We start from the raw sequence: 24,270 nt of genomic DNA on the forward strand, positions 1-24,270 counted from the left end.
CCGATACAGCGGAATCTGCTCAGTTTAAGCTGCTAATTTGAATGCCTCGGTTGGTATTCTCATGGCAAGGGCCTGCTGCGGGCGTTTGTGGTTGTAGAACTGGATCCAGTCGCCGACTGCACGGGTCGCGTTGGACAAGCTCTCGAAACGCTGAAGATGGACACACTGCTCTTTCAAAGACCGGATCAGGCGCTCCACCATGCCGTTCCGACTCGCGCTAAATCTCGATAAATTTACGTTGCATAAGTTTATGCTGTCCGTTCAAGTGCTGTGCATTCGTGATGAAGATCGTCTCCATTCGAACGATTCCACAGCTTTTCAAATGCTACGTACTCAACATCATCTAGACAAATAGAAGAGGCGAACAGATAGTTCATATATCGCTTCCCAATCGGATTTTCCACTAAAAAGCCATAACCTCCAAAGAGCTGCAGACATTCATCACAAGTTTTTGTATGTCTTCGGACGAATTTTGCGCAGAGTCCATTAACGTAGCTGGAGGAGGCATCTTCTCTATGACCACCGTTAAAAAAATCGCGAAAAATCGCGAAACCTGCCAAGACTTCATACTGACCTGCCGCAACAACATGTTTTGTGTTGTCGAAATCTATTACTGCTCGTCCAAATACTTCCCGGTCGCTGGTGTATTCTCGAGTTGCTCTAATTACCTTACTCATTGAAGCAACCGATAACGCCCCTATCGCCATGTGAAGCTTGCCAAGGAAGTTTTGCCACTGACTGCCACCCAATCCATCCTTATTTCCCAAAATAAAGCTATCGTCCAAATCTCGAATGACTCCCGAAAGTTGGCCAGCAATGGATATTTGAACGTCGTCAAATTGACCTCGTTCCAAATTTAACCCCAGAGACTCCGTGCCCTTAGGAACATGAAATATGGAAAAGGTGCTTTGCTTACCCTTCTCTTTTGCAATTACTATGACAGTATTGCTGGATTGCGCACCGATGAAAACTGTCTGATCGAAATACAGATCATACTTCCCATCATTTTTTTCATAATACGCCCCACTCCAGTTGCTCTCCGAAAAAGTTCTCAAATCAAAAAAACAAACGGCTGACCTAAGCGTTCCATCAAGCATTCCTGGTAGTAGCGACTCTATTTGCTTTCCCGATCCGTATGCTTCTATTAGTTCAGAAGAAACCAACGAATGAAGGACAAAAGCTAGCTCGTCCTGAAGATAGTCCACCAAGACGGAACAAAATTCGATCAAATGAGCGAGATCAAGACCCACTCCACCCATGGCATGAGAGACCGTAGCGCCTAAAAACCCGTTTTCACCAAGGAGCTCCCATGCCAGACTTTCACTACATGTGCCTTGAGTATTGATGGTCGCTTGGTTAAAAATATGAGACAAGGTGTCGCGAATTGATGCACCGGCCCCGTTCGTCAAATCCATTTGGTCGTTTAGCTGTACTTGCATAGCTTCGCCCTTTGCACTTCGATTTCAGGCTTGTGTACTGTTCTTCAGAAGCTCTTTTCCAATAAAGCTCATCATTACCTCATCGGACCCGCCGGCTATTGACACTAGGCGGCAATCAAGCAAATGTTGGTGACAGGTAAGCCAGTCTGGATGGTTGACAGGTAAGACTTTGCAACACCAATTAAAGACGCGCCTTTGCAAACGCCCTGCCTGAAGTTTTAATCTGGACACAACACTGTTGCTTGCAATGCTTGGGAAATCACTTCCGGTAGCTGTTTTGAGGGCAGCGCGCAGCGTAGCTATTTCCGCTGACAGCAAGGATGCCTCGAACAGTTTGTGTTGAAAATCTAACTCCGGGTTTTTCCTTCCCGGTCTTGAACTCAAGTATTCTACAACGGTATTCAATGACCGTTCCATCGGGACGAGGCCAGTTGCACTTACCCAGAGGCGTTCTTCTTGGAAAGCCTCCATTTGGTAGATGAGGCCCCGCTTGTTGTTTCCTATTATAAACCGAGCGGGAACTCGAACGTCATCAAAAAAGAACATCGTCGTATCGGATGCTTTAAATCCAATTTTCTTCAATTTTTGGGACCTCACAACACCTTTAGTATGCAATGGCACACAGATTAAAGCTTTGTTTAAGATTGGATGTTTGTTATTTGTTTGACATAGCAAGCACATCCAGTCTGCCTGTGCGCCGTTCGTCGTCCACATCTTACTACCATTTATTACTAGATCGTCACCCTCAATGACAGCCTTCGTGGAGCAGTGAGAAAGGTCGGACCCTGCGCCTGGTTCACTTGCACCCATGCACGCAACCAAATCTCCATTTATTGATGGTTTCAGGAAGTTATCAACGAGTTCCGTTGAACCATACTTCGCCAATGCAGGTGTCGCGATATCTGTCTGCACTCCGACAGCCAAGTTGATTGACGGGCAGGTGCAGTGCCCAAGAGCCTCCGCAAACTCCAAATGCGTCTGGTAGGACATACCCTGTCCACCCACTTTTACGTCTTTTTGAATACCAAGCAATTTATACGTGGCTAGGTCCTTAAAAATCTCATGCAGAGGCGCTTGACCCGCCTTTTCCCACTCCGCTTTGAACGGGTTTAGATTTTCTTGGCAGTGCCGTTTAACTGTTTCCAATATAGAAAACGGTAGTGTAGCTTCAATACTATTGCCTGCTTGACCACTAAAATAATTCATTTCCACCCCTCACTTATATAGCTTCTTACTACACACTCGTTGAAGTCTGTGCGTATACTCTTCGATTTCTGCACTACCTTTCGGCGGCCTTATTTGAGTACCAAAATGTACTTTGATCTTTTGGCCTTTCTTGGTAAATATCTCTCGGAATGTTAATGCATTTCGCATACTTTCCCAAAAATGGCTGACAAGATAGAAGCTAGTGGAGTTTTTTGCATCGACGTGCACCGGCACAATCGGTAGGCTATAATTTTCGGCTATCTTCATCGCCGTTGTTTTCCATGGATACTCCTGAAGATTGCCACGTGAACGAGCAGAAACTCGTCCGGATGGGAAAACTCCCATCAGGCCATTTTTATGCTCTTTGAAGTGCTGCTTCACACTAAGAGCTGTCTCTCTAGCTGTATGTATAGTCGAATATTGGTCACGCCATTCCGCAGGAATAATAATTCTTGAAAGCTTTGGATTGAAGCGAAGTGCATCACGATGTGCGACGAAACGGAAGTCATTTCGTATGGGGCTTAGAAGAGCGTAGAGGATGAGAAGGTCTACCACGCCGGTTGGATGATTTGCCACTAACATGACCGGAGAGTCATTCGGAATGTTTTCCAGTCCGAGGGCGTCAACTTCGAAACCTGATGCCTCGATGATCTCTCTGAAACAGTCGTGAGCTTCCAAATGCCGTGTTTTATGGTGAAGCGCTATCGCATCCGATAGATGAAGAGGTCGATCGATAACTGGTTTCATTGCGTGAAACAAAAGCTGGTTCCTAAAAGTGACGCCACGCTCTTGGAGAAGAGCAGATATCAAACTTGCTTGATCTGATGTCGTGGTAACGGTTGTCATTTTGGTACTCCGCAAAGAGCTATTAGCGGAGCTGTGGTTGCACTGGAGGGAACGGATACTGTAAGAAGATGATCTCCAGGCAGATTTTCGTTATGCGCATCAACAACTTCGTTTCGGAACAGGTGCATTAGGATTTCTACCCTTTCATCTTATAACTATTGGGACCAATGGTCTCGTTTTCGCAGAGAATGAGGCATCTAGTTGAATTGAGTCTATCGATCAATTCTCCAGTGGCCCCTAAAATTCTCTATGCGCTACTCCGCCGATACGGCCCCGTAGCGGCAGCAATATTCAGCTCAGTTCAGCGTTCGGAGAATCGGATCACGCGAACTTGAATAACTGTGATGGCGAATGAAGTTGGATATCAACTTAACGATATCATCAAATGGTGGTGGAGGATCGTTATCTGCAACCGCACAGGTCCGACAGAGAATCACAAAGTCACTGCGTTTGCACACAAGTATTAACGTTCGTATCCCGGCCTTGTCATTGGGAACTTGAAGCGGTTCGCCATGAGGATGCACATAGGCATCCAATTTACTTCGCTGACATCTGTGCCACAATAAATGTCGGTTGGTGGTTGATCCTTCTTGTCTTGCATTCGAGACATCCGAGGCTTCTCCGCCATTTGTTCAGACCAAGTGAATTTGTATAACCCGATCTTGCTTGCGACGGCCCTGGAAGCCTAAGATGTGTTCGATCCGGACTATACGCTGATCCGAGAACCAGCAGAGTCAGTGTTGCAAAAACTGGCCCCAAGCAAACCATGCAAGATGTGTGTGGTAGTACCACACGCTTGACATAGGGGACGCTCCAACACTGCGTGTTTGCGCTCCCCCGTTGTATCCCCCCGGCCTGTGGCTGGTCTCAGGGCATAGAACCCATCATCCAGACATTGAACGTATCGCCGCTCAACCACGAGCAAGGAGACTTCGCTCTCCCTGCACCCAACGATCAATGGGGCTATCGCGCCCCCTTGAAACCCACTCGCAGGACTTGGAGACGTCCCTCTCCACCTCCACCGAACCATGGACAACCTGCCGCCAGATTGATCACCGATCAGGAGAGTGTTCCTGCTGCCCGCGATACCCCTATGACCATTTCATGGAGACCAAAGACGGGAGCTTTCGCGCTGCCCTTCCTTAGAACCTAAGGGAGATTGCGATTGCGCCGCCTCGCGTCTGTCGTCATGATCCAAGCAAAAGGGGGACATCGGAAGATGCGAAAGTTTCTCGTCATACTCGATGACAGTCGTGAATGCCTGAATGCCATGCGCTTTGCAGCGATGCGCGCCGCACACACCGGCGGTGGCGTGGAAATCCTCTCGGTCATACCGCCGGATGAGTTCAATCACTGGATTGGTGTGGGCGAGGTCATGCGCGAAGAGGCGCGCGAGCGGATTGAAGTGCACTATGAGGTCTTTGCAAAGTGGATGCGAGACCGGCAGGGCATTAACCCGGAGTTGGTGATCCGGGAAGGTCGGCCCGTGGATGAAATTCTGGCGCAGATCCATGAGGATCAGGAGATTGGCGTGCTTGTGCTGGGAGCTGGAACAGACAAGAAGGGCCCAGGCCCGTTGGTCACTGAATTGACCAAAAGTGCAGGCACCCTGCCTATTCCCATGACCATCGTACCAGGTGATCTGAGCAAGGAAAAGCTCGAAGCGATCACCTGAGGCACACGCTGGACCGGCGGGCCAGGGCCCGCGCGGACCAAGCGTGCGACACCGCACCGCAAGCCATGGTGTGTGTGGCTTAGGTCAGAGACCGCAGACGCGGTCCAACCCACGCCACAGTTTAGAATGATTCCAAACCTTGACTTCCCGGGTTGCGGTCCGCATATCTGGAGGACATTCAGGAGAGACCCGATGTTCATCCAGACAGAATCGACCCCGAACCCTGCCACGCTGAAATTCCTGCCCGGCCAGACCGTGCTGGAGATGGGAACCGCCGACTTTCCGACCGCAGAGACAGCGGACAAGTCGCCGCTGGCGACGCGGATTTTTGCAGTGGATGGGGTGACAGGTGTGTTCTTCGGCACGGATTTTGTGACCGTAACCAAAGCGGATGCGGTGGATTGGGATCATATCAAGCCTGCCCTCCTGGGTGCGATCATGGAGCATTTCCAGTCCGGTCAGCCGGTCATGTCCGGCGATCATGCCCCGGCGTCTGGCCATGCGGAACACAGTGGCGAGGATGGCCCAATTGTTGATCAGATCAAGGAGCTGCTCGACAGTCGCGTGCGCCCGGCCGTGGCGCAGGATGGTGGGGACATTACCTTCCATGGCTTTGATCGTGGCGTGGTGTATCTGCACATGCAGGGTGCCTGTGCGGGCTGCCCCTCGTCTACATTGACGCTGAAGATGGGCATCGAGAACCTGCTGCGCCACTACATCCCGGAAGTGACCGAGGTGCGCCCGGTCGCCACCTGACGACAATCCATGTCCGGCTTTAAAACGATCACGGGGCGCTGTTACTGCGGCGCAGTTCGGCTGATGGCCGACGCGCAACCCGACATGGTAAGCTATTGTCACTGCAGCGATTGTCGGCGTGTGTCAGGGGCGCCGGTGTCTGCTTTTGCCGCCTTTCGCGAGGCCGTCCTCCGCTTTGAGCCCACCCCTGGTCCGCCGGTCTCGCATGCGCCGGGTGTCACACGTTGGTTCTGTCGCGACTGCGGCTCGCCCCTCGCCGCGACCTACGACTATCTACCCGGCCAGATCTATGTACCGCTCGGCCTGATCGACCAGTCGGCTGAGCTGCCCCCAAGCCTGCATTCGCATGCGACCTCGCGCCTGCCATGGCTGCACCTCGCCGATCAGCTGCCCCGCGCGGAGCACAGCGCGCGTGACACCTTGCAGAACGGATGACGGCTCAGATGTCCTGCACCGTTCTGGCCTTTGACACAGCCGCGCCCTGCTGCGCGGTGGCAGTGCTTGCGGGCGGACGTGTTGTCGCGCAGGCCGAAGAGCCGATGCAGAAGGGTCAGGCGGAACGTCTGATGGGGCTCTGTGAAGACGTTCTGAGTGGTACCGGTCTGGCGTTTCATGACCTCACGGCTATTGGTGTCGGCGTCGGGCCCGGCAATTTCACTGGCATCCGGATCTCCGTCGCCGCGGCGCGCGGGCTTGCACTGGGTCTGGGTGTGCCCGCGATTGGCGTGTCGGGCTTCGATGCCTTGCGCTTTGGCCACGATGGTCCCTGTGCCACCGCCATCGCCGCGCGACGGGGGCACCTTTATGTGCAGAGCTTTGACGGAGGCAGGGTATCAGCACCCGTCATTGTGCCGGAGGACGCCATTCTCAACCACGCAGGGCCACTCATCGGCGCGCGCGGCATTGCCCCTGCGCACTCAACAGCCGTGGCCATTGCACATCTCGCGGCATCGCGCCTCGGAACGCCGCAACCACGCCCTGCGCCACTCTATCTGCGCCCGGCGGATGCCGCTCCCGCGCGGGATTCAGCCCCAGTCATTCTGCCATGACGCCGGAGGATCTGGCCGCGCTGCACCGGTTAGCCTTTACGTCGGAGCGCCCGTGGTCCGCAGCTGAGTTTGCAAGCCTGCTGGCTGAGGAACACGTCCGGCCCCTGCATCACACGTATGGGTTTGCGCTGATCCGCACGGTTGCGGATGAAAGCGAATTGCTGACCCTTGCGGTGCATCCCGCGCACCGACGCCAACACATCGGGGACACGCTGGTGACGGAATGGTTGCAATCGGCAAAGGCCGCGCAGGCCTTTCTTGAGGTCGCCGCTGACAACCGCGCCGCCCAAACACTTTACAGCAAACATGGATTCGTCGAGACCGGGCGCCGCAAGGCCTACTACCGCCGTGCAGGGGCCGCATCGGTCGATGCAGTGCTGATGACGGCGGCACTGCCCCCTCGTCAGGCAGCGGAATCCCCCGGCAAACCTTCAAAAACCGGTTGACCCTGCCTGCGGCCTAGGTCCTAATTTGTGCGTATTGGACGGCGCGGGGTGTCAAAGCTCTGATCGCACGTCCCAAAATCACAATCTGGGAGACCCCTGAATGACCTTCATGCACAAATTTCTCGGCGCGACGGCGGCCCTTGGCCTCTCCGCAGGCGCCGCGCTGGCCGAACCGGCCGTGATCTTCGATCTCGGCGGCAAGTTCGACAAATCCTTCAATGAGGCCGCCCACAATGGCGCCAGCCGCTGGGCCGAAGAGACCGGCGGCAGCTACCGCGAGATCGAACTGCAGTCCGAAGCGCAGCGCGAACAGGCCCTGCGCCGCTTTGCCGAAGCCGGTGCCAACCCGATCATCACCATGGGCTTTGCCATGGCTAATCCTTTGTCCACTGTCGCACCCGACTATCCGGACACCAAGTTTGTGGCTATCGACGTCACCTGGCTCGACGCGCCGAACATCCGTCAGATCGGTTTCGCCGAACATGAAGGCTCCTACCTCGTTGGCATGATGGCGGGCATGGCCTCGGAAAGCGGCACCGTGGGCTTCATCGGCGGCATGGATATCCCGCTGATCCGTCACTTCGCCTGCGGCTATGCGCAGGGTGTGAAGGCAGTCAACGCAGATGCCACCGTCGTTGCCAACATGACAGGCACCACACCGGCGGCCTGGAATGACCCGGTGAAAGGCTCCGAGCTGACGAAAGCGCAGATCAGCCAGGGCGCTGACGTTGTCTATGCCGCCGCAGGTGGCACAGGCGTCGGTGTGCTGCAAACCGCGGCGGATGAAGACATCCTCTCCATTGGCGTGGACAGCAACCAGAACCACCTGCACCCTGGCAAGGTGTTGACCTCAATGCTGAAACGCGTCGATGTGGCCGTCTATGACGCGCTGAAAGCGGGTACCGACCTGGAAACCGGCGTCTTCACCTTTGGCCTCGCTGAGGAAGGTGTGGGCTATGCGCTCGATGACAACAACGCGCCTTTGGTCTCCGACGAGATGAAGGCCGCCGTCGAAGCAGCCCGCGAAAAGATCATCTCCGGTGATATCGAAGTTGCCTCCTACTACGCCACAGACAGCTGCCCCGCGCTGGACTTCTAAGGCGAAACACCCGCAGGCCGCGCCCGTGGGAGGTGCGGCCTGTGCAAGACGAATAAGGGGGGTGCATGGGCGAGCAAGCACCAGCGATTGAGCTCAAGGGCATATCCAAGGCCTTCGGGCCGGTCCAGGCCAACAAAGACATCTCCATCCGCGTGATGCCGGGCACGATCCACGGGATCATCGGCGAGAACGGCGCGGGCAAATCGACGCTGATGTCGATCCTCTATGGCTTCTACAAAGCCGACAAGGGCGAGATTTTCATCAGTGGTCAGAAGACCGAGATCCCCGACAGTCAAGCGGCCATTGCTGCGGGCATCGGCATGGTCTTCCAGCACTTCAAGCTGGTCGAAAACTTCACGGTGCTCGAAAACATCATCCTCGGGGCCGAGGACGGCGGGCTGCTGACCCCCTCGCTCGCCAAAGCGCGCAAGACGCTGCTGGAATTGGAGCATGAATACGGGCTCAACGTCGATCCGGACGCCGTGATCGAAGAACTGGGCGTGGGCATGCAGCAGCGGGTGGAGATCCTCAAGGCGCTCTACCGACAAGCGGATATTCTCATTCTGGACGAGCCCACCGGCGTGCTGACACCGGCGGAAGCCGACCAGCTATTCCGCATCCTCGATCGCCTGCGGCAGGAAGGCAAAACCATCATTCTGATCACGCACAAGCTGCGCGAGATCATGGAAGCCACCGATACTGTCAGCGTCATGCGACGCGGTGAGATGACCGCGACGGTGAAGACCTCCGAAACCTCTCCAGCGGAGCTGGCAGAGCTGATGGTGGGCCGTAAAGTTCTGCTACGCGTGGACAAAACCCCGGCCAAACCAGGCAACGTGGTGCTCGATGTCAAAGGCCTACGTGTGGTCGATGACAAAGGTGTCGAGCGGATCAAGGGCATAGATCTGCAAGTGCGCGCTGGCGAAATCGTCGGTATTGCGGGTGTGGCAGGCAACGGACAGTCCGAACTGCTCGAAGTATTGGGCGGCTACGCCGATGCCACCGGCGAAATCCGGGTAAACGGCCAACCGCTGGAACTCAGCGGCAAGCTGGCCGACGGTCGCACACGTCGCGCACGCGGCATCGCTCATGTGCCGGAAGACCGGCAGCGCGAAGGGCTGATCATGGATTTCTCCGCTTGGGAGAACACCGCCTTCGGCTATCACCGCGACCCCGGCTATCAATCCGGCGTGCTGCTGAACAACGCCGCCATCCGCACCGACACAGAAGAAAAAATGAACCGCTTCGACGTCCGCCCCCCGAACCCGGCGCTAGCGGCCAAGAACTTCTCGGGCGGCAACCAGCAAAAGATCGTGCTGGCCCGCGAGATCGAACGGAACCCCGATCTGCTGCTCGTCGGCCAACCCACACGCGGCGTCGACATCGGCGCCATCGAATTCATCCACCAGCAGATCGTGGCCCTGCGCGACAAGGGCAAGGCGGTGCTGCTGGTCTCGGTCGAGCTGGAAGAGATCCTCGCCCTCGCCGACCGGGTCGCGGTGATGTTCGACGGCCATATCATGGGCGAACGCCTCTCCGCCGAGACGGATGAAAAAGAACTGGGCCTGCTGATGGCCGGGGTCACCGCATGACCCCCCCTTCATCCTTCCCGAAATACTCTGGGGGAGGCGCGCCAGCGCCGGGGGTGAAACCCCCTAAAGAATCGCGTCTGCGCAGCAGGCCTTTAAAGAACGGAGCATGCGCGTGGACGTGATGCCAAAATGGGCCGAGGTCACCCTTGTGCCGCTGATTTCGCTGGTGCTGGCCGCACTCCTCTCGGCCCTTGTGATCCTCGCCATCGGAGAAGACCCTGTCGAGGCGGTCAACCTGATGGTCACCGGCGCCTTGGGCAGCACCTATGGCTGGGGCTACACGCTCTATTACGCCACGAATTTCCTCTTCACCGGGCTGGCCGTCTCCGTGGCCTTCCACGCCGGCCTCTTCAACATCGGCGGCGAAGGCCAGGCGATGCTGGGCGGGCTTGGCGTGGCCCTCGCCTGCCTCTTCATCCCCTGGCCGCATTGGACGCTGGCGCTGCTCGGCGCCTCCGTGGCTGCAGCCGTCTTCGGTGCCGCCTGGGCGGCCATCCCCGCGTTTCTGCAGGCCAAACGCGGCAGCCACATCGTGATCACCACCATCATGTTCAACTTCATCGGTGCCGCCGTGCTGAACTACGTGCTGGTCAACCTCATGCGCCCCCCCGGTAGCATGGACCCGGCCACCGCGCGCTTCCCCGAAATCACGCACCTACCCACGCTACATGACATCCTGCTGCCGCTCGGCATCAATTTCTCCAAGTCAGCACCCGCCAATGTGACCTTTATCATCGCCCTTCTGGCCTGCGTCCTCGTTTGGTTCCTGCTCTGGCGCACGTGGTTGGGTTATGAAATCCGCAGCTACGGTAAATCGGAGCCCGGTGCGAAGTACGCCGGTATCTCTCCCGTCGCGATCACCATGATCGCCATGCTGATCTCCGGTGCGCTGGCCGGGCTGATGGCTATTAACAACGTGATGGGCGAGGCGGAGCGGCTGGTGCTGAATGCGGTCGAAGGTGCCGGGTTCATCGGGATCGCCGTGGCGCTGATGGGCCGAAGCCATCCTTTTGGCGTGCTACTGGCCGCGATCCTCTTTGGCTTCCTCTATCAGGGCGGGGCCGAGTTGGCGCTTTGGACATCGATCCCGCGTGAGCTGATCGTCGTGATCCAGGCGCTGGTGATCCTCTTCACCGGCGCGCTCGACAATATGGTGCGCATGCCGCTTGAGCGGCTGTTCCTGATGCTGCGCCGGGGGAACGCCTGATGGATTTCCTAACCTTTGTTCAGCTGCTGGACAGCACCGTGCGGCTTGCCACGCCCTTGCTGCTGGCCTGCCTCGCCGGGCTGTTCTCCGAACGCGCGGGCATCTTTGATATTGGCCTTGAAGGCAAAATGCTGGCTGCTGCCTTCTTTTCAGCCGCCATCGCAGCGGTCACGGGCTCCGTCTGGCTGGGCCTGCTTGCGGGGATCACCGCGTCGATGGCCTTCAGCCTGCTGCACGGCGTCGCCTCGATCACCTTCCGGGGCAATCAGCTCATTTCAGGTGTCGCCATCAACTTTCTGGCAGCCGGTCTCACCGTCCTCATCGCGCAGGATTGGTTCAGCCAGGGCGGGCGCACACCCTCGCTGATGGGCGGCGGGCGGTTTGAGCCGATCACCCTGCCCTTCGCCGACGCCTTGGACGGCGTACCCGTCCTGGGTCCGATCTACCGCGAGTTGATCTCGGGCCATTCCATCCTCGTCTATGTGGCCTTTGCCATGGTACCGCTCACGTGGTGGATCCTCTTCCGCACCCGCTTTGGCCTGCGCCTGCGCGCCGTTGGCGAAAACCCTGCCGCTGTCGACACAGCCGGCGTCTCGGTCGTCGGCCTGCGCTACGCTGCGGTGATCATCTGCGGTGTGCTTTGCGGTATCGCGGGCGCCTATCTTTCGACCGCCCTGCAAGCGGGTTTCGTGAAAGACATGTCCGCCGGGCGTGGTTTTATCGCGCTGGCCGCGCTGATCTTTGCAAAGTGGCGCCCGTGGTACGCACTTTATGCCACGCTGCTCTTTGGTCTGTTCGGTGCGCTCGAAACCCGCCCTGACGTGATTGAGGGCCTCTTTGGTCTCAAGGTGCAAGGCGCTCTACTCGGCGCTCTGCCCTACGTCATGACAGTGATCATACTCGCGGGATTCGTGGGCAAAGCCATCCCACCTCGCGCAGGAGGCAAACCCTACGTGAAAGAACGCTGAACGCATAAGACCAGTTCACGAAATAATGTCAGTCCTGATCGCTGCGCAGCAGCAAGGGGCATTGATTTTGCAGGGTCCTCTGCACTAACAGGGGACATGCAGATCTACCTCCCTATCGCCGAAGTCTCGGTCAATGCGTTCCTGTTGCTGGGTCTCGGCGGCATCGTGGGCATTCTGTCGGGCATGTTCGGCGTGGGCGGCGGGTTCCTGATGACGCCGCTGCTGTTCTTCATTGGCATCCCCCCCGCCGTGGCCGTGGCGACCGAAGCCAACCAGATCGTCGCCTCCTCCTTTTCCGGCGTGCTGGCGCATCTGAAACGAAAGACGGTGGACCTCAGGATGGGCACGGTGTTGCTCATCGGGGGTCTGATCGGGGCCGCTCTGGGGGTGCTGATCTTCAATTACCTCAAGGCTCAGGGCCAGGTCGATCTGCTGGTCAAGCTCTGCTACGTCGTCTTTCTCGGCGTGATCGGCGGGCTGATGTTCATCGAAAGCCTGAACGCGATCCGCAAGACCAAATCTGGAAAACCGCCCGCACGAAAAAAGCACAATTGGGTGCACGGCCTGCCCTTCAAGATGCGGTTCCGGGTGTCCGGCCTCTATATCTCGGTGATCCCGCCACTTCTGGTGGGGGTGTCGGTGGGCATTCTGGCGGCGATCATGGGTGTGGGCGGCGGCTTTATCATGGTGCCCGCGATGATCTATCTTCTGGGCATGCCGACGAAAGTGGTTGTGGGCACCTCGCTGTTCCAGATCATTTTCGTGACCGCCTTCACGACCATGCTGCATGCCACAACGAACTTCACGGTTGATGTGGTGCTGGCTGTCCTGCTGCTGGTCGGCGGTGTGATTGGTGCTCAAATCGGAACGCGGATCGGCGTGAAGCTGAAAGCTGAGCAACTGCGCATCCTGTTGGCGATCATGGTGCTGGCGGTCTGCGGCAAGCTCGCCCTCGATCTGCTGCTGATGCCGTCCGAGCTCTACTCCGTCGGCGCGGCAGAGGGCCACTGATGCGCGCGCTGGCCTTTCTCCTGGTGCTCCTCAGCGCCCTGCCCGCTCTGGCTGAAGAAGTTGTTCTGGGCCTCAGCAAAGATACGGTTTCGATCGACACCAGCTTTGACGGATCGGAAATCCTGATCTTCGGGGCGGTGAAACGCGAAGCGCCCATCCCCGATGACCCTAGGCTGCAAGTCATCATTACGGTGGCCGGACCAAATGAGACCTTCACCGTCCGCCGCAAGGAAAAGCGCTTCGGCATCTGGGTGAACACCGATGCGGTTGAGATCGACAGCGCACCGTCGTTCTATGCAGTCTCAACCAGCACTGCTTTGGGCCTGTCCCTGAACCAGACCGAAGATCTGCGGCATCGCGTATCGATCCCTCGGGCCATCCGTTCCATCGATGCGCCCGCCACGATCACTGATGCGGAATCGTTCTCCGAAGCGCTGATCCGCATCAAGTCCCAGTCGAACCAATATCAGTTGAATGAGGGCACCGTGAGCGTCGACGCCCAGACCCTGTTCCGCACAGCGATCAAGCTGCCCGCAGCGCTAACGGAAGGGGACTATCAAACGCGGATTTTTCTGACACGAGGCGGCCGGGTGATTTCGCAATATGAGACGAGTATCTATGTGCGGAAAGTTGGTCTTGAACGCTGGCTCTACAAGCTGTCACGTGAGAATGCCCTGATGTATGGGCTGATGTCCCTGGCCATCGCGATTGGAGCGGGCTGGGCGGCGTCTGCAGCCTTCCGGATGTTCCGCGCCTGAAACAGGGGTGGCCTGAAAGCCCACCCCACCTGCCAGCACAGCCGGTTGCGACCAGCAGGTGCGGTGGGCTTTCAGGCCACCGCTTGTGTCACCCCCGACCAATGTAAGGCATCGTGGTTGCCATCACGGTCATAAACTGAACATTCGCATCCGCTGGCATCTCAGCCATATGCAGCACCGAGCGCGCAGCGTTATCGACATCCATGGTCTTTGTCTCTGGCTGGGTGTGCTTGAGCTGCGCGAGGAGATCCGTCTCGGCATTTCCAATGTCGATCTGCCCGCAGGCAATGCCAAAGGGACGGCCATCCAGCGAGAGGGTCTTGGTCAGTCCTGTCACCGCATGTTTTGTCACCGTGTAGCAGACCGAGTTGGGACGCGGCACATGGGCCGAGAGAGAGCCGTTGTTGATGATCCGCCCGCCTTGCGGGTCCTGCGCCCGCATCGCGGCAAAGGCCAGCCGAGCGGCCATGAACATGCCGCCAATGTTGACCTGCATCACCTGTGCCCAGTCCTCGAGATCCACTGCGTCGATCGTGGCTGTCGGCCCGAACAGACCCGCATTGTTGAAGAGCACATCGAGATGGCCGAACGCCTGAAACGCCGCCTGTATGCCCTCCGGATCCGTCACATCCGCAGGCAGGGGCACGGCAGTCTCGTAGCGGTCAGCCAATGCCTCCAGACGCTCTGCCCGCCGGGCAACCAACCCCACACGCCATCCCGCGTCCAGAAAGCGCTCTGCCGTGGCATAGCCGATACCTGAGCTTGCGCCGGTGATGATGATCGATTTCATGTCATGTCCTCCGCCCGGGTCTCTTCCAGGATCAATGGGGTTGCTGGAACGGCCCGCAGGTCATCCACCACCAGAGGGTGCGAGGGCACAGAAAGCCGGTTGCGCACCACCCAGATCAACCGCTCCTGCGCCCGCGTGATGGCCACGTACGCCAGACGCTTCCAAAGCGGCTGTCCCGCCTCAGAGCGCCCCATACGGGCCGCAGCGTAGAGATCCGGCGCAAAGACCTGCACCGTGTCCCACTGACTGCCCTGCGCTTTGTGGATGGTCACGGCTGCCCCGTGCAGGAAGGTGGCGCCCATGCGGGCAGCGAAGGGGATAAAAGGCTCTTCCTCATCCGGTTTTTCGATCTTCACAATCGACGCGGCTGAGACCTGCGGATCTTCCGCTCCCATCACATGCAGTCGGCTGAACCCGGGCTTGCGCCCCGCGCCCAGATAGATGACTTGCGCGCCCTTGATCAGCCCCCGCGCCTCCAGATCAAGCCGCTTCTTGCGGTGTTTCAACGGCAGTTCCAGCCCGTCGCAGATCAGCGGCTCGCCTTCCAGCAGCGCATCCTCCGGCGCGCCATAGACCTGCCTGAACGCATTGATCAGCCGGATGCGCGTGGCATTGCGCCAAACCAGCACTGGGCTGCGCGCCATCAAATCTACCTCGACCCGCTGCCCCCAGACCACGCGCTCATCGCGCGCAGCCGCCTGTTCGACCATCCGTTCGAATTGCTCAAAGCCCATGTCCGGATCTCCCAGCGCATGCGCCAGATCAAGGATCGGGTTATCTGCCTCCTGCCGGTGAATGCGGCTGAGCGACAACACGCGCGGGGCTGGCAACTTGTCGAACACCATTGCGCCGGACTGGTTGACCGGCGCCAGCTGTGCGGGGTCTCCAAACAACAGCAGCGTCGGGAAAATTTCCTGCAAATCCTCGAACTGCCGGTCATCGAGCATAGAGGATTCGTCGACAAACCCGATGTCCAAAGGTTCCTCGCGCCGTTTCCACCCGGTTATGAAATCCGACCCGCGCAGGCCTGCCGCAGCCAAAGCACCGGGGATCGAGGTGTTATTGGCATAGAAAGCCGCCGCCCGGTCCAGCGCCTGCTCTGACAGCCCCTCAATTTCGGGGCGCTCGCCATTGCCGGTCAGCCACTCCGCAATACGCTCGTATTCCGGATCATAGACCGGGGTGTAAAGAATGCGGTGGATGGTGGTCGCGGGCACCCCCCGCAGCCGCAAAACACTGGCCGCCTTGTTGGTGGGTGCCAGGATGGCGAGGCTACGTTTGTCACGCCGCTTGCGCGACTCGTAGTCTCCCGAGACGATCTCGACCCCGGCCCCTTTCAGCGCCTTGTAAAGCTCAGCCAGCAGCAGCGTCTTGCCGGACCCGGCCTTGCCGGTGACGGCCATGACGGAGGTCGCACTGCTTCGGGGAGGCGTCAGCAGCTGGTCATCGAGATCAATGCCCGCGCCCCGCAAAACCTCCGCGACATGGTCATAGGCAGTGGCCTGATCATCGGAAAAGGTAAGGGCGGGTGCAGACATGGCGCGACCCTACAGGGGCCGCGCCGCAGGTGCCAGAGACCCGCTGCTCGAATTATCCGGTGCAGGCCAGTTGCTGCACAGCGCCACGCCCGAAGGCACGGTCAAACCACAGACGCGACAACTCCAGCGAGACACCGGCCCGCGCGGCCACCTTGGCCTGGGCCTCGGGCGCGAACTCCCAGAGCCCAACACTGATCTTGTCGCGGCCTTCCCCCTGGCTGCCCAGAACCTCCGGAGACGAACCGATCATGCGGTAGATCCGCACCATGCGGGCATCAAAGACACCAACGAAGTGCTTGACGCCAAAACCATTCATGATCTCTCCACCACCCAACATCAGGGCAGCTGCAACCCGGCTGGGCGCGTCGCGGTTCAGGCAAAAGCGTGTGCACTCCCAAATCAGCGGGCTGGTGATGGTGCCGCCTCCCATCAGATGCGTGAAATGATCGTTGACCATAGTCTGCTCGGTGGTCGGCAGAAAGCGCATGGAGCCGCCATGGGTGCCGTCTGGCATCTCCCAGATCACGTAGAGCGGATTCATCGCGTCGTATTCGTCCCGCTCCGCGCCGGTCTCGTCTACGTTGACCTCCCAGCCCAGCCGCGTTTTGAACTGATCCGCGCGATCATGGAACATGGAAGCCGCGAGTTTTGGGAACTGGGAGAGTTGATCTGCATAGACGTAGCGAAGCATGTGTTTTCCTTTGATCAGAGCAAGGCGTGAACAAAGGATTAGCTTGAGCTTGTTTAACGCGGAGGAACCCGGACGCGCGTGGCATTAACCGTTTGCGGGCTGAAAACCCGCGTGCCTCACACCACAATCAGCCCTCTGCTAAGTGCTCGAGCCACCGCATGGGTGGTGTTTGTCGCGCCCAGTTTGAAGCGTGCACTTTCGATGTAGACCCGCAGCGTATGCTCAGAAATCGAAAGCGTTTCAGCCACTTGCGCCCGGCTGTAACCGATCGCCAGCAAGGTCATTGCATCGATCTCGCGCGGTGAGAGCGGTTGCGACTCCTCCGGCGCCCGGTTCGGTTCGAACTCGAGCGCTTTTTGGTTAAAATAGTGGGCGATCAGGATCAGTTCGCGCCGGTTCTTCTCCGTGAAAGCTTCCCATTCCTCATCTTCGCAGGTGTGATTCACGGTAAACAGGGCGAACTGCCCGTTAGGTCCACGAATCGGGATGGAATAGCCTTGATTACCTATGCCGTATTCAATTGCCTCAGTCCTGAATGCCCGAACCGCCTTGCTCGACCAATCCAGTTTTTTCCAGTCAACCGGATGAAAGCGTTTGTAACACCCCGCAATGACCGGATCGATCCTGATATAGTTTTGCTCTTGATATCGTGCGGCCCAGTCCAGCGGGTAAGTGCCGTAGCCGTATTGCTCTCCGGCACTGTCCACCCAGTGGTAGACCATGTTCTGAACCTGGAAATGCTCCTTCAGTGTGAGAATGGCATCCTGAATGGATTCAAGCGTGTCCGCTTGCTCCAGTTCCGCCAAGACTGTTTCCACCGTCGTGTTCGCTACCATGAGCCGTGCCCTGCGTCCTCTCGTGAAGGGCGGCGATCTCGGCAAGAGCAACAATCGCGGTGTCATCCAACTGCTCGGCCAAAACCGGCAGATCGTTTGCAGTCGCAAATGTTTTCAAATCCGTGAGAACGTCCAAAATCCAGTCACTTCGCATAGCAGACTCGCCTCTTAAAGGTTAACGAAAGATTAAAACAACCTTAGCATGTATGAACGCCTGCTGAAAATTCGCGGATATATACTCCCCAGAAATAGCGAGATCGGAAAATCTAAGTGGTTGATCCTAAACAGCGTCACAACCATAACGAGAAACGCTCGCGTAATCTTTACGTGATTCGCGAGCGTTCGTCTTCGGTAAATTGTCGGATGCGCGGTTAACTGCCGGCTTCAAGCGCGTCCTCGAAGGTGCGCAGGCCCGTGGTCGGCGCCTGAACAAGAACGGACATGTTGCCGGGCTTGTGCTCGTTCCGCATCATCTTCATATGCGCCTGCGGCAGATCGGCCCAGGAAAACACCTCCGACATGCAGGGATCGAGCCGCCGCTCCAGCATCAGGTTGTTCGCCGCGGAGGCCTGCTGCAGATGGGCAAAGTGGCTGCCCTGGAGGCGCTTCTGGTGCATCCACATGTAGCGCACGTCAAAGGTCAGGTTGAACCCGGTGGTGCCGGCACAGATCACAACCATCCCGCCTTTCTTCACCACAAAGGTCGAGACGGGGAAGGTCGCCTCGCCCGGGTGCTCGAACACCATGTCGACATTCACGCCCTTGCCGGTGATGTCCCAGATCGCCTTGCCGAACTTGCGCGCTTCCTTGAACCACTCGCCGTATTCCGGCGTGTTCACCGTTGGCAGTTGGCCCCAGCAGTTGAAGTCCTTGCGGTTGATCACGCCCTTGGCGCCCAAATCCATAACAAACTGGCGCTTGCTCTCATCCGAGATCACACCAATGGCATTGGCGCCCGCCGTGTTAATCAACTGGATCGCGTAGGACCCCAGACCGCCCGATGCCCCCCAGACCAGCACGTTCTGGCCGGGCTTGAGGTCGTGCGGCTCGTGCCCAAAGAGCATCCGGTAGGCAGTGGCCAGTGTCAGCGTGTAGCACGCCGCCTCTTCCCAGGTCAGATGCTTGGGGCGCGGCATGAGCTGCTGGCTCTGCACCCGGGTGAACTGCGAGAACGACCCATCGGGGGTCTCATAGCCCCAGATCCGCTGGCTGGGCGAATACATCGGGTCACCGCCGTTGCAGTGCTCGTCATCGCCATCATCCTGGTTGCAGTGGATCACGACCTCATCGCCCACCTTCCAGCGCGTGACCTTGTCGCCCACCGCCCAGACGATGCCGGACGCATCGGAGCCTGCAATGTGATAAGGCTGCTTATGCCCGTCAAAGGGGCTGATCGGCACGCCGAGCGCCGCCCAGACACCGTTGTAGTTCACACCGGCCGCCATCACGAGCACCAGCACGTCCTGGCTGTCGAGCTCGGGCACATCGACGACTTCCTGCACCATGGCGGTGTCCGGCTCGCCGTGACGTTCGCGGCGGATCGCCCAGGCGTACATCTGCTTGGGCACGTGGCCCATGGGAGGCATCTCTCCCATTTCATAGAGGTCTTTTTGCGGCGCATCATACTGCGCGATGGTGGTGTCCAGTGCCATGTAAGCCTCCTGCTGAACGACATACTAATAAATCATGCCGCGATGCAGAATCGCGGCGTCTGGAGCCTTGAATATGCAGTGTCACGCAACATTGCAACATCTTGAGCATCATTTTTGTAATTTTATGACTTCGCAGATGCAGAAATTATGCTGGAATGACATCCTCTGTCTGACAATGCGCAATGGAGCTTGCGTAGTAGTCTGCGACGGCGCGCTGATCAGGCCGTATCTGCCAGCCCTCGGGCGTTGCTTCGATCACCTCGTGCCGGTGCAACTGGACCAGCGCGCCCTGTACCGCCTTGGCCGGGTCCTCAACGACGGTTGCGGGTGTATTGGCCGAGAGCCGCTCGGCCATGGTACGCACCGCATCCGTCAGCGCCGCTTCCGATTGAGGCGCGGCACCCGACCGCAGGGCGCGGCACACCAGTGGCACCGCCAGCACGGGCATCGCAGCACCGATCCGGCCCATCAGATCCTCGGCCAACTCCTCAACCGGACGATCCTCCCCGAACTGGCTGAGCGAGAGCGGCTCGCCAAAGACCACCGCCGCGGTTCCGAACCGGGTCACCCGCCCTCTCAGCCCCTGCCAGAACTTGCCGAGAATAAAGCGCAAAACAACAGAGATGCGCGCGCCAAAACGGCGATCTCCCCGCTGTCCCGCAGCGATCAGAACACGGTCTTCCAGAACGCGGTCATAGTTGATGGCGACCGGCACAAAGACCACATCGCGGCCCTCCGGGTCGAACCCCTCGGTCACATAAGACAAAAGCCCCAGCCGAGGCGGCATCAGGCGTCCGTTCAGGCTCAGCCCGCCTTCGGGGAAGATGCCCTGCGCGACCCCGCCTGCAATCGCCATCTGCACGTAGCGCGCCAACACCTTGCGATAGAGCCCGCCGCGCGATTTGCGCCGAATGAAATAGGCCCCCATCATCCGAATAAGCCGACTAAGCGGCCAGACACGCGCCCATTCCCCCACCGCATATGACAGTGCCGAGGTCTGAGCCGCCAGATAGGTCACCAGAACATAATCCATGTTGGAGCGGTGGTTCATGATGAAGACAACCGTCGCATCCTTCGGGATAGATCTGATGACCTCGTCATTTCGCGGCCCCGTCCAGACCGAATAGACCGACCGCACAAGCAGACGCGCCATGCGTGTGCCGAAACTGAAATAGGTAAAGGCGCTGAACCCGGGCACGATTTCGCGCGCATAGGCGCGGGCCCGTTCAAAGGCGACATTCTCGGGCACATTGTTGGAGCGGGCGTGGTTGGCAATCTCGCGGCTGACCTCCGGGTCATAGATCAGCCGTTGGATCATGTCGTAGCGCCCGGCCAGCTTGAACGGCTCGATCGGGCGCGTCAGCCGTTCATTCAGCCGCCGCACCGCACGTTCGAGGCGGCGGCGGAAAAACCAGCGCACAGAGGGAAAGAGGAAATGCGATGCAAAGGTCACCGCGGCAAAGAGCACGATCAGCACAAAGAGCCACAGCGGTATTTCAACGACTTGCGTCATGGCCCGACCCTTGCAGGCGCCGACCATGAGAACAATATCAAAAGCATGCAGGTCACTATATCCACCGGGTTTCAGGACCATGAACGCCGCCGGGTCGCAAGCCTTTATTGGCAGGCCTTCGGGCGAAAGCTGGGGCGCAGCCTCGGGCCGGACGAGCGCGCGCTGCGCTTTCTGGAAAGCGTGCTGGACCCGGAGTTTGCGCTGATCGCCCGCTCAGACACCGGCGATATCCTCGGGATCGCGGGGTTCAAAACCGAAGACGGCACGCTGGTGGGCGGCGACCTACCCGATCTTCAGCGCATATATGGGTGGTGGGGCGGGCTTTGGCGGGGGCTGCTCTTGTCAGTGATCGAACGGGATGTGACACCGGATGTGCTGCTGATGGATGGCATCTGCGTCTCCGAACAGGCGCGCGGGTTTGGTATCGGCAGCGCGCTGCTTGACGTCATGAAGGATGAGGCGACAGCGCGGGGAAAGCAGGCGGTACGGCTCGACGTGATCGACAGCAACCCAAGAGCCAAGGCGCTTTACGAACGGCAGGGCTTTGTCGCAACCAGTGTGGAGCATACGGGTATTTTCGAGACCGTGTTTCGCTTTCGCTCTGCCACACGGATGCTGTGGCACGCCCGCGCAAAATAGATCGAATTGCCGCAACGCAGCGAATTGACAACGCCATAATATTCCAGATATCTACCTAATTACGTAATATAATTGCTTTGAACGATTCACGAGGTCCCCATGTCTGACGTCAAGAAAGACCGCCCTTGGTTAATCCGCACCTACGCCGGGCATTCAACGGCCAAGGCCTCGAACGCGCTTTATCGTGGGAACCTCGCCAAAGGGCAGACGGGCCTTTCCGTGGCTTTCGATCTGCCGACGCAGACGGGCTATGACAGCGACCATGTTTTGGCCCGGGGTGAAGTCGGCAAGGTGGGCGTGCCGGTCAGCCATCTGGGCGATATGCGCACGCTTTTTGACCAGATCCCGCTGGAACAGATGAACACCTCCATGACGATCAATGCGACCGCCCCTTGGCTGCTTGCGCTCTATATTGCGGTGGCTGAGGAACAAGGCGCGGATGTCTCGAAGCTGCAAGGCACCGTGCAAAATGATCTGATCAAGGAATACCTCAGCCGTGGCACCTATATCTGCCCGCCGGCGCCGAGCCTGAAAATGATCGCCGATGTGGCCGAGTATTGCTATACGAATGTGCCCAAATGGAACCCGATGAACGTCTGCTCCTACCACCTGCAAGAGGCCGGGGCGACGCCCGAACAGGAATTGGCCTTTGCACTGGCCACCGCGACAGCCGTTTTGGATGCGCTGAAACCCCGTGTGCCCGCAGAAGATTTTCCGGTGCTCGTGGGCCGTATTTCCTTCTTTGTGAATGCGGGCATTCGGTTCGTGACAGAGATGTGCAAGATGCGCGCTTTTGTCGATCTCTGGGATGAGATTTGTCAGGAGCGTTATGGCGTCGAAGATCCGAAGTTTCGCCGCTTCCGTTATGGTGTACAGGTGAATTCTCTGGGCCTGACCGAACAGCAGCCCGAAAACAACGTCTATCGTATTCTGATCGAAATGCTGGCGGTGACGCTGTCCAAAAAAGCCCGGGCGCGCGCGGTGCAATTGCCCGCCTGGAATGAGGCGCTTGGCCTGCCCCGCCCCTGGGATCAGCAATGGTCCATGCGCATGCAGCAGATCATGGCCTATGAAACCGATCTTCTAGAATTCGACGATCTTTTCGATGGCAACCCGGCGGTAGATGCCAAGGTCGAGGCGCTGAAAGAGGGTGCCCGGCATGAATTGGCAAATCTCGACGGCATGGGCGGTGCGATTGAAGCCATCGACTATATGAAGGCCCGTCTCGTCGATAGCAATTCGGATCGCCTTGGCCGCATTGAAGCCGGAGAAACCGTCGTTGTTGGCGTGAACAAATGGCAGCAGGGGGAGCCATCGCCGCTGATGACCGGTGATGGCGGTATTATGGTGGTCGATCCGGCCGTGGAGGCGGATCAGATCGCGCGGCTTGATGCGTGGCGCAGCGACCGGGACCAGGAAGCTGTGACACGCGCACTCGCGGATTTGCGCGCAGCGGCGGCCGATGGGCGGAATGTGATGCCCCCGTCTATTGCCGCCGCCAAAGCGGGTGTGACCACCGGGGAATGGGCCGCTGAAATGCGCCGCGTTCACGGGGAATACCGGGGACCAACCGGTGTTTCTGGCTCCCGCTCGAACAAGACCGAAGGTTTGGACGATCTGCGCGATGCGGTGGACGCGGTGAGTGATAAATTGGGGCGGCGTCTGAAATTCCTCGTGGGTAAACCCGGGCTCGATGGCCATTCCAATGGCGCCGAACAAATTGCCGTGCGGGCGCGCGATTGCGGCATGGATATTGCCTATGAAGGTATTCGGCTGACGCCTTCGGAGATTGTGGCGGCTGCGCTTGAGGACGAAGCGCATGTGGTGGGGCTGTCCATTCTCTCGGGCAGCCACATTCCATTGGTCGAGGATTTGATGGCGCAGATGCGTGCGGCGGGGCTGGGTCATATCCCTGTCATTGTCGGTGGAATTATCCCGGATGATGACGCGGAACGGTTGAAATCCATGGGAGTGGCACGTGTCTATACGCCGAAGGATTTTGAGCTGAATACCATCATGATGGATATTGTAACCCTGGCTGACCCCCAGGCGGTGGCCGCAGAATAGACGCTATTCCGCGCAAATTAGCTGACACAAAATGCAACCTTTGCATTCTATGATTATTCCTCTATGGACGGCGGCAATCATTTCCAAAGAGAGAGCAGAATGCCGCAAGATCTCAAATCGATGTCGAAGAAGCAGTTGGAAAAGCTGCAAAAAGATGTAGAGAAAGCGCTGGGGGCGCTGCGCAACAAAGAATTGCGCGAAGCTCGGAAAGCCGCTGAACAAGCCGCCCAGAAATTCGGGTATTCGCTGTCAGAATTGACCGATGCCAAACCGGCCAAGAGTGGCGCGAAAAAGAAATCCGCACCCTCTGCGTCCGTTGCGAAATACGCCAACCCGGCAAATGCAACACAGACATGGACAGGCAAAGGCCGTCAGCCGAAATGGTACAAAGAGGCTGTCGACGCGGGCAAAGACCCAAAATCCATGGAAGTCTAAGCGCGTCATTTTCGGCAAAATGAGACAATTGGAGCCCGGTCGTTGTTTGACACCGGG

At 58.1% G+C, this 24,270-nt stretch carries 24 protein-coding genes; 14 read left to right on the forward strand and 10 right to left on the reverse strand.

Features of this window, described 5'->3' with window-relative positions; translation table 11 throughout:
- Positions 1-24 precede the first annotated feature (24 nt).
- The 4 genes from So717_RS22620 to So717_RS02715 are packed head-to-tail and all read right to left on the reverse strand — an operon-like array spanning position 25 to position 3,491.
- Positions 25-252, reverse strand: coding sequence for an integrase core domain-containing protein (locus So717_RS22620; protein ID WP_368854953.1), 228 nt, complete (start codon positions 250-252; stop codon positions 25-27).
- Complete coding sequence (locus tag So717_RS02705; RefSeq protein WP_159974647.1) at positions 249-1,415, reverse strand: acyl-CoA dehydrogenase family protein; 1,167 nt, start codon at positions 1,413-1,415, stop codon at positions 249-251. The genes So717_RS22620 and So717_RS02705 overlap by 4 nt, the downstream gene beginning before the upstream one ends.
- 48 nt (positions 1,416-1,463) lie before the next feature.
- A complete protein-coding gene (locus So717_RS02710) occupies positions 1,464-2,645 on the reverse strand; it encodes an acyl-CoA dehydrogenase family protein (RefSeq protein WP_159974648.1) in 1,182 nt (393 codons plus the stop codon).
- Positions 2,646-2,654: 9 nt separating this feature from the next.
- The gene (locus So717_RS02715; protein WP_159974649.1) at positions 2,655-3,491 is read right to left on the reverse strand and encodes a 1-acyl-sn-glycerol-3-phosphate acyltransferase; all 837 of its coding nucleotides are present in this window, start codon (positions 3,489-3,491) and stop codon (positions 2,655-2,657) included.
- Positions 3,492-4,710: 1,219 nt separating this feature from the next.
- Between So717_RS02715 and So717_RS02720 the strand changes: the two genes are divergently transcribed.
- The 11 genes from So717_RS02720 (at position 4,711) to So717_RS02770 (ending at position 14,052) form a co-directional block, all read left to right on the forward strand.
- Positions 4,711-5,166, forward strand: coding sequence for a universal stress protein (locus So717_RS02720; RefSeq protein WP_159974650.1), 456 nt, complete (start codon positions 4,711-4,713; stop codon positions 5,164-5,166).
- A gap of 192 nt (positions 5,167-5,358) precedes the next feature.
- Positions 5,359-5,922: a NifU family protein gene (locus tag So717_RS02725; protein ID WP_159974651.1), complete on the forward strand. Its 564-nt coding sequence runs from the start codon at positions 5,359-5,361 to the stop codon at positions 5,920-5,922.
- Between the two features lie 9 nt (positions 5,923-5,931).
- Positions 5,932-6,357 carry a GFA family protein gene (locus So717_RS02730; RefSeq protein ID WP_159974652.1) on the forward strand — a complete coding sequence of 142 codons (426 nt, stop codon included), beginning with the start codon at positions 5,932-5,934 and terminating at the stop codon, positions 6,355-6,357.
- On the forward strand, positions 6,354-6,971 hold the full coding sequence (gene tsaB, locus So717_RS02735; RefSeq protein ID WP_159974653.1) for a tRNA (adenosine(37)-N6)-threonylcarbamoyltransferase complex dimerization subunit type 1 TsaB: 618 nt from the start codon (positions 6,354-6,356) through the stop codon (positions 6,969-6,971). Before So717_RS02730 ends, tsaB begins: the two co-directional genes overlap by 4 nt.
- On the forward strand, positions 6,968-7,417 hold the full coding sequence (locus tag So717_RS02740; RefSeq protein ID WP_159974654.1) for a GNAT family N-acetyltransferase: 450 nt from the start codon (positions 6,968-6,970) through the stop codon (positions 7,415-7,417). The genes tsaB and So717_RS02740 overlap by 4 nt, the downstream gene beginning before the upstream one ends.
- Before the next feature lie 100 nt (positions 7,418-7,517).
- Complete coding sequence (locus tag So717_RS02745) at positions 7,518-8,516, forward strand: BMP family lipoprotein (protein WP_159974655.1); 999 nt, start codon at positions 7,518-7,520, stop codon at positions 8,514-8,516.
- A 65-nt stretch (positions 8,517-8,581) separates the two neighbouring features.
- Positions 8,582-10,108, forward strand: coding sequence for an ABC transporter ATP-binding protein (locus So717_RS02750; RefSeq protein ID WP_159974656.1), 1,527 nt, complete (start codon positions 8,582-8,584; stop codon positions 10,106-10,108).
- Between the two features lie 112 nt (positions 10,109-10,220).
- Positions 10,221-11,315, forward strand: a complete 1,095-nt coding sequence (locus So717_RS02755; RefSeq protein WP_159974896.1) for an ABC transporter permease — start codon at positions 10,221-10,223, stop codon at positions 11,313-11,315.
- Positions 11,315-12,283, forward strand: a complete 969-nt coding sequence (locus tag So717_RS02760) for an ABC transporter permease (RefSeq protein WP_159974657.1) — start codon at positions 11,315-11,317, stop codon at positions 12,281-12,283. The genes So717_RS02755 and So717_RS02760 overlap by 1 nt, the downstream gene beginning before the upstream one ends.
- A 96-nt stretch (positions 12,284-12,379) precedes the next feature.
- Positions 12,380-13,294: a sulfite exporter TauE/SafE family protein gene (locus tag So717_RS02765; RefSeq protein ID WP_159974658.1), complete on the forward strand. Its 915-nt coding sequence runs from the start codon at positions 12,380-12,382 to the stop codon at positions 13,292-13,294.
- Entirely contained in the window at positions 13,294-14,052 is a 759-nt protein-coding gene (locus So717_RS02770; RefSeq protein ID WP_174238982.1) for a TIGR02186 family protein, read from the forward strand. The genes So717_RS02765 and So717_RS02770 overlap by 1 nt, the downstream gene beginning before the upstream one ends.
- Before the next feature lie 88 nt (positions 14,053-14,140).
- Here the strand turns inward: So717_RS02770 and So717_RS02775 are convergent, their stop codons facing one another.
- From So717_RS02775 to So717_RS02800, 6 genes are all read right to left on the reverse strand, one after another.
- Positions 14,141-14,842, reverse strand: coding sequence for an SDR family oxidoreductase (locus So717_RS02775; protein ID WP_159974659.1), 702 nt, complete (start codon positions 14,840-14,842; stop codon positions 14,141-14,143).
- On the reverse strand, positions 14,839-16,380 hold the full coding sequence (locus So717_RS02780) for an ATP-dependent DNA helicase (protein ID WP_159974660.1): 1,542 nt from the start codon (positions 16,378-16,380) through the stop codon (positions 14,839-14,841). The genes So717_RS02775 and So717_RS02780 overlap by 4 nt, the downstream gene beginning before the upstream one ends.
- A gap of 52 nt (positions 16,381-16,432) precedes the next feature.
- Entirely contained in the window at positions 16,433-17,071 is a 639-nt protein-coding gene (locus tag So717_RS02785) for an acyl-homoserine-lactone synthase (RefSeq protein WP_159974661.1), read from the reverse strand.
- 116 nt (positions 17,072-17,187) lie between these two features.
- Complete coding sequence (locus tag So717_RS02790) at positions 17,188-17,907, reverse strand: helix-turn-helix transcriptional regulator (RefSeq protein WP_159974662.1); 720 nt, start codon at positions 17,905-17,907, stop codon at positions 17,188-17,190.
- Positions 17,908-18,278: 371 nt separating this feature from the next.
- Complete coding sequence (gene ccrA, locus So717_RS02795; protein ID WP_159974663.1) at positions 18,279-19,559, reverse strand: crotonyl-CoA carboxylase/reductase; 1,281 nt, start codon at positions 19,557-19,559, stop codon at positions 18,279-18,281.
- A gap of 145 nt (positions 19,560-19,704) precedes the next feature.
- Positions 19,705-21,072, reverse strand: coding sequence for a 1-acyl-sn-glycerol-3-phosphate acyltransferase (locus So717_RS02800; protein WP_159974664.1), 1,368 nt, complete (start codon positions 21,070-21,072; stop codon positions 19,705-19,707).
- 45 nt (positions 21,073-21,117) lie between these two features.
- Between So717_RS02800 and So717_RS02805 the strand changes: the two genes are divergently transcribed.
- The 3 genes from So717_RS02805 to So717_RS02815 all read left to right on the forward strand — a co-directional run bounded on the left by So717_RS02805 (position 21,118) and on the right by So717_RS02815 (position 24,213).
- Positions 21,118-21,711, forward strand: a complete 594-nt coding sequence (locus So717_RS02805; protein ID WP_159974665.1) for a GNAT family N-acetyltransferase — start codon at positions 21,118-21,120, stop codon at positions 21,709-21,711.
- 99 nt (positions 21,712-21,810) lie between these two features.
- Complete coding sequence (locus So717_RS02810; protein ID WP_159974666.1) at positions 21,811-23,778, forward strand: protein meaA; 1,968 nt, start codon at positions 21,811-21,813, stop codon at positions 23,776-23,778.
- Positions 23,779-23,841: 63 nt separating this feature from the next.
- Positions 23,842-24,213, forward strand: a complete 372-nt coding sequence (locus tag So717_RS02815; protein ID WP_238840622.1) for an H-NS histone family protein — start codon at positions 23,842-23,844, stop codon at positions 24,211-24,213.
- The last annotated feature ends 57 nt before the right edge of the window (positions 24,214-24,270 follow it).

It is taken from the genome of Roseobacter cerasinus (assembly GCF_009811755.1).
In the GTDB taxonomy this organism is placed as follows: domain Bacteria; phylum Pseudomonadota; class Alphaproteobacteria; order Rhodobacterales; family Rhodobacteraceae; genus Roseobacter; species Roseobacter cerasinus.

Coding starts and splice junctions, on each gene's coding strand:
- So717_RS02705 (WP_159974647.1), bottom strand. CDS start 1,415: ATGGATTTGACGAACGGGGCCGGTGCATCAATTCGCGACACCTTGTCT.
- So717_RS02805 (WP_159974665.1), top strand. CDS start 21,118: ATGCAGGTCACTATATCCACCGGGTTTCAGGACCATGAACGCCGCCGG.
- So717_RS02720 (WP_159974650.1), top strand. CDS start 4,711: ATGCGAAAGTTTCTCGTCATACTCGATGACAGTCGTGAATGCCTGAAT.
- So717_RS02800 (WP_159974664.1), bottom strand. CDS start 21,072: ATGACGCAAGTCGTTGAAATACCGCTGTGGCTCTTTGTGCTGATCGTG.
- So717_RS02745 (WP_159974655.1), top strand. CDS start 7,518: ATGACCTTCATGCACAAATTTCTCGGCGCGACGGCGGCCCTTGGCCTC.
- So717_RS02760 (WP_159974657.1), top strand. CDS start 11,315: ATGGATTTCCTAACCTTTGTTCAGCTGCTGGACAGCACCGTGCGGCTT.
- So717_RS02750 (WP_159974656.1), top strand. CDS start 8,582: ATGGGCGAGCAAGCACCAGCGATTGAGCTCAAGGGCATATCCAAGGCC.
- So717_RS02765 (WP_159974658.1), top strand. CDS start 12,380: ATGCAGATCTACCTCCCTATCGCCGAAGTCTCGGTCAATGCGTTCCTG.
- So717_RS02775 (WP_159974659.1), bottom strand. CDS start 14,842: ATGAAATCGATCATCATCACCGGCGCAAGCTCAGGTATCGGCTATGCC.
- ccrA (WP_159974663.1), bottom strand. CDS start 19,559: ATGGCACTGGACACCACCATCGCGCAGTATGATGCGCCGCAAAAAGAC.
- So717_RS02785 (WP_159974661.1), bottom strand. CDS start 17,071: ATGCTTCGCTACGTCTATGCAGATCAACTCTCCCAGTTCCCAAAACTC.
- So717_RS02815 (WP_238840622.1), top strand. CDS start 23,842: ATGGACGGCGGCAATCATTTCCAAAGAGAGAGCAGAATGCCGCAAGAT.
- tsaB (WP_159974653.1), top strand. CDS start 6,354: ATGACGGCTCAGATGTCCTGCACCGTTCTGGCCTTTGACACAGCCGCG.
- So717_RS02780 (WP_159974660.1), bottom strand. CDS start 16,380: ATGTCTGCACCCGCCCTTACCTTTTCCGATGATCAGGCCACTGCCTAT.
- So717_RS02770 (WP_174238982.1), top strand. CDS start 13,294: ATGCGCGCGCTGGCCTTTCTCCTGGTGCTCCTCAGCGCCCTGCCCGCT.
- So717_RS02810 (WP_159974666.1), top strand. CDS start 21,811: ATGTCTGACGTCAAGAAAGACCGCCCTTGGTTAATCCGCACCTACGCC.
- So717_RS02725 (WP_159974651.1), top strand. CDS start 5,359: ATGTTCATCCAGACAGAATCGACCCCGAACCCTGCCACGCTGAAATTC.
- So717_RS02730 (WP_159974652.1), top strand. CDS start 5,932: ATGTCCGGCTTTAAAACGATCACGGGGCGCTGTTACTGCGGCGCAGTT.
- So717_RS02740 (WP_159974654.1), top strand. CDS start 6,968: ATGACGCCGGAGGATCTGGCCGCGCTGCACCGGTTAGCCTTTACGTCG.
- So717_RS02790 (WP_159974662.1), bottom strand. CDS start 17,907: ATGGTAGCGAACACGACGGTGGAAACAGTCTTGGCGGAACTGGAGCAA.
- So717_RS02710 (WP_159974648.1), bottom strand. CDS start 2,645: ATGAATTATTTTAGTGGTCAAGCAGGCAATAGTATTGAAGCTACACTA.
- So717_RS02715 (WP_159974649.1), bottom strand. CDS start 3,491: ATGACAACCGTTACCACGACATCAGATCAAGCAAGTTTGATATCTGCT.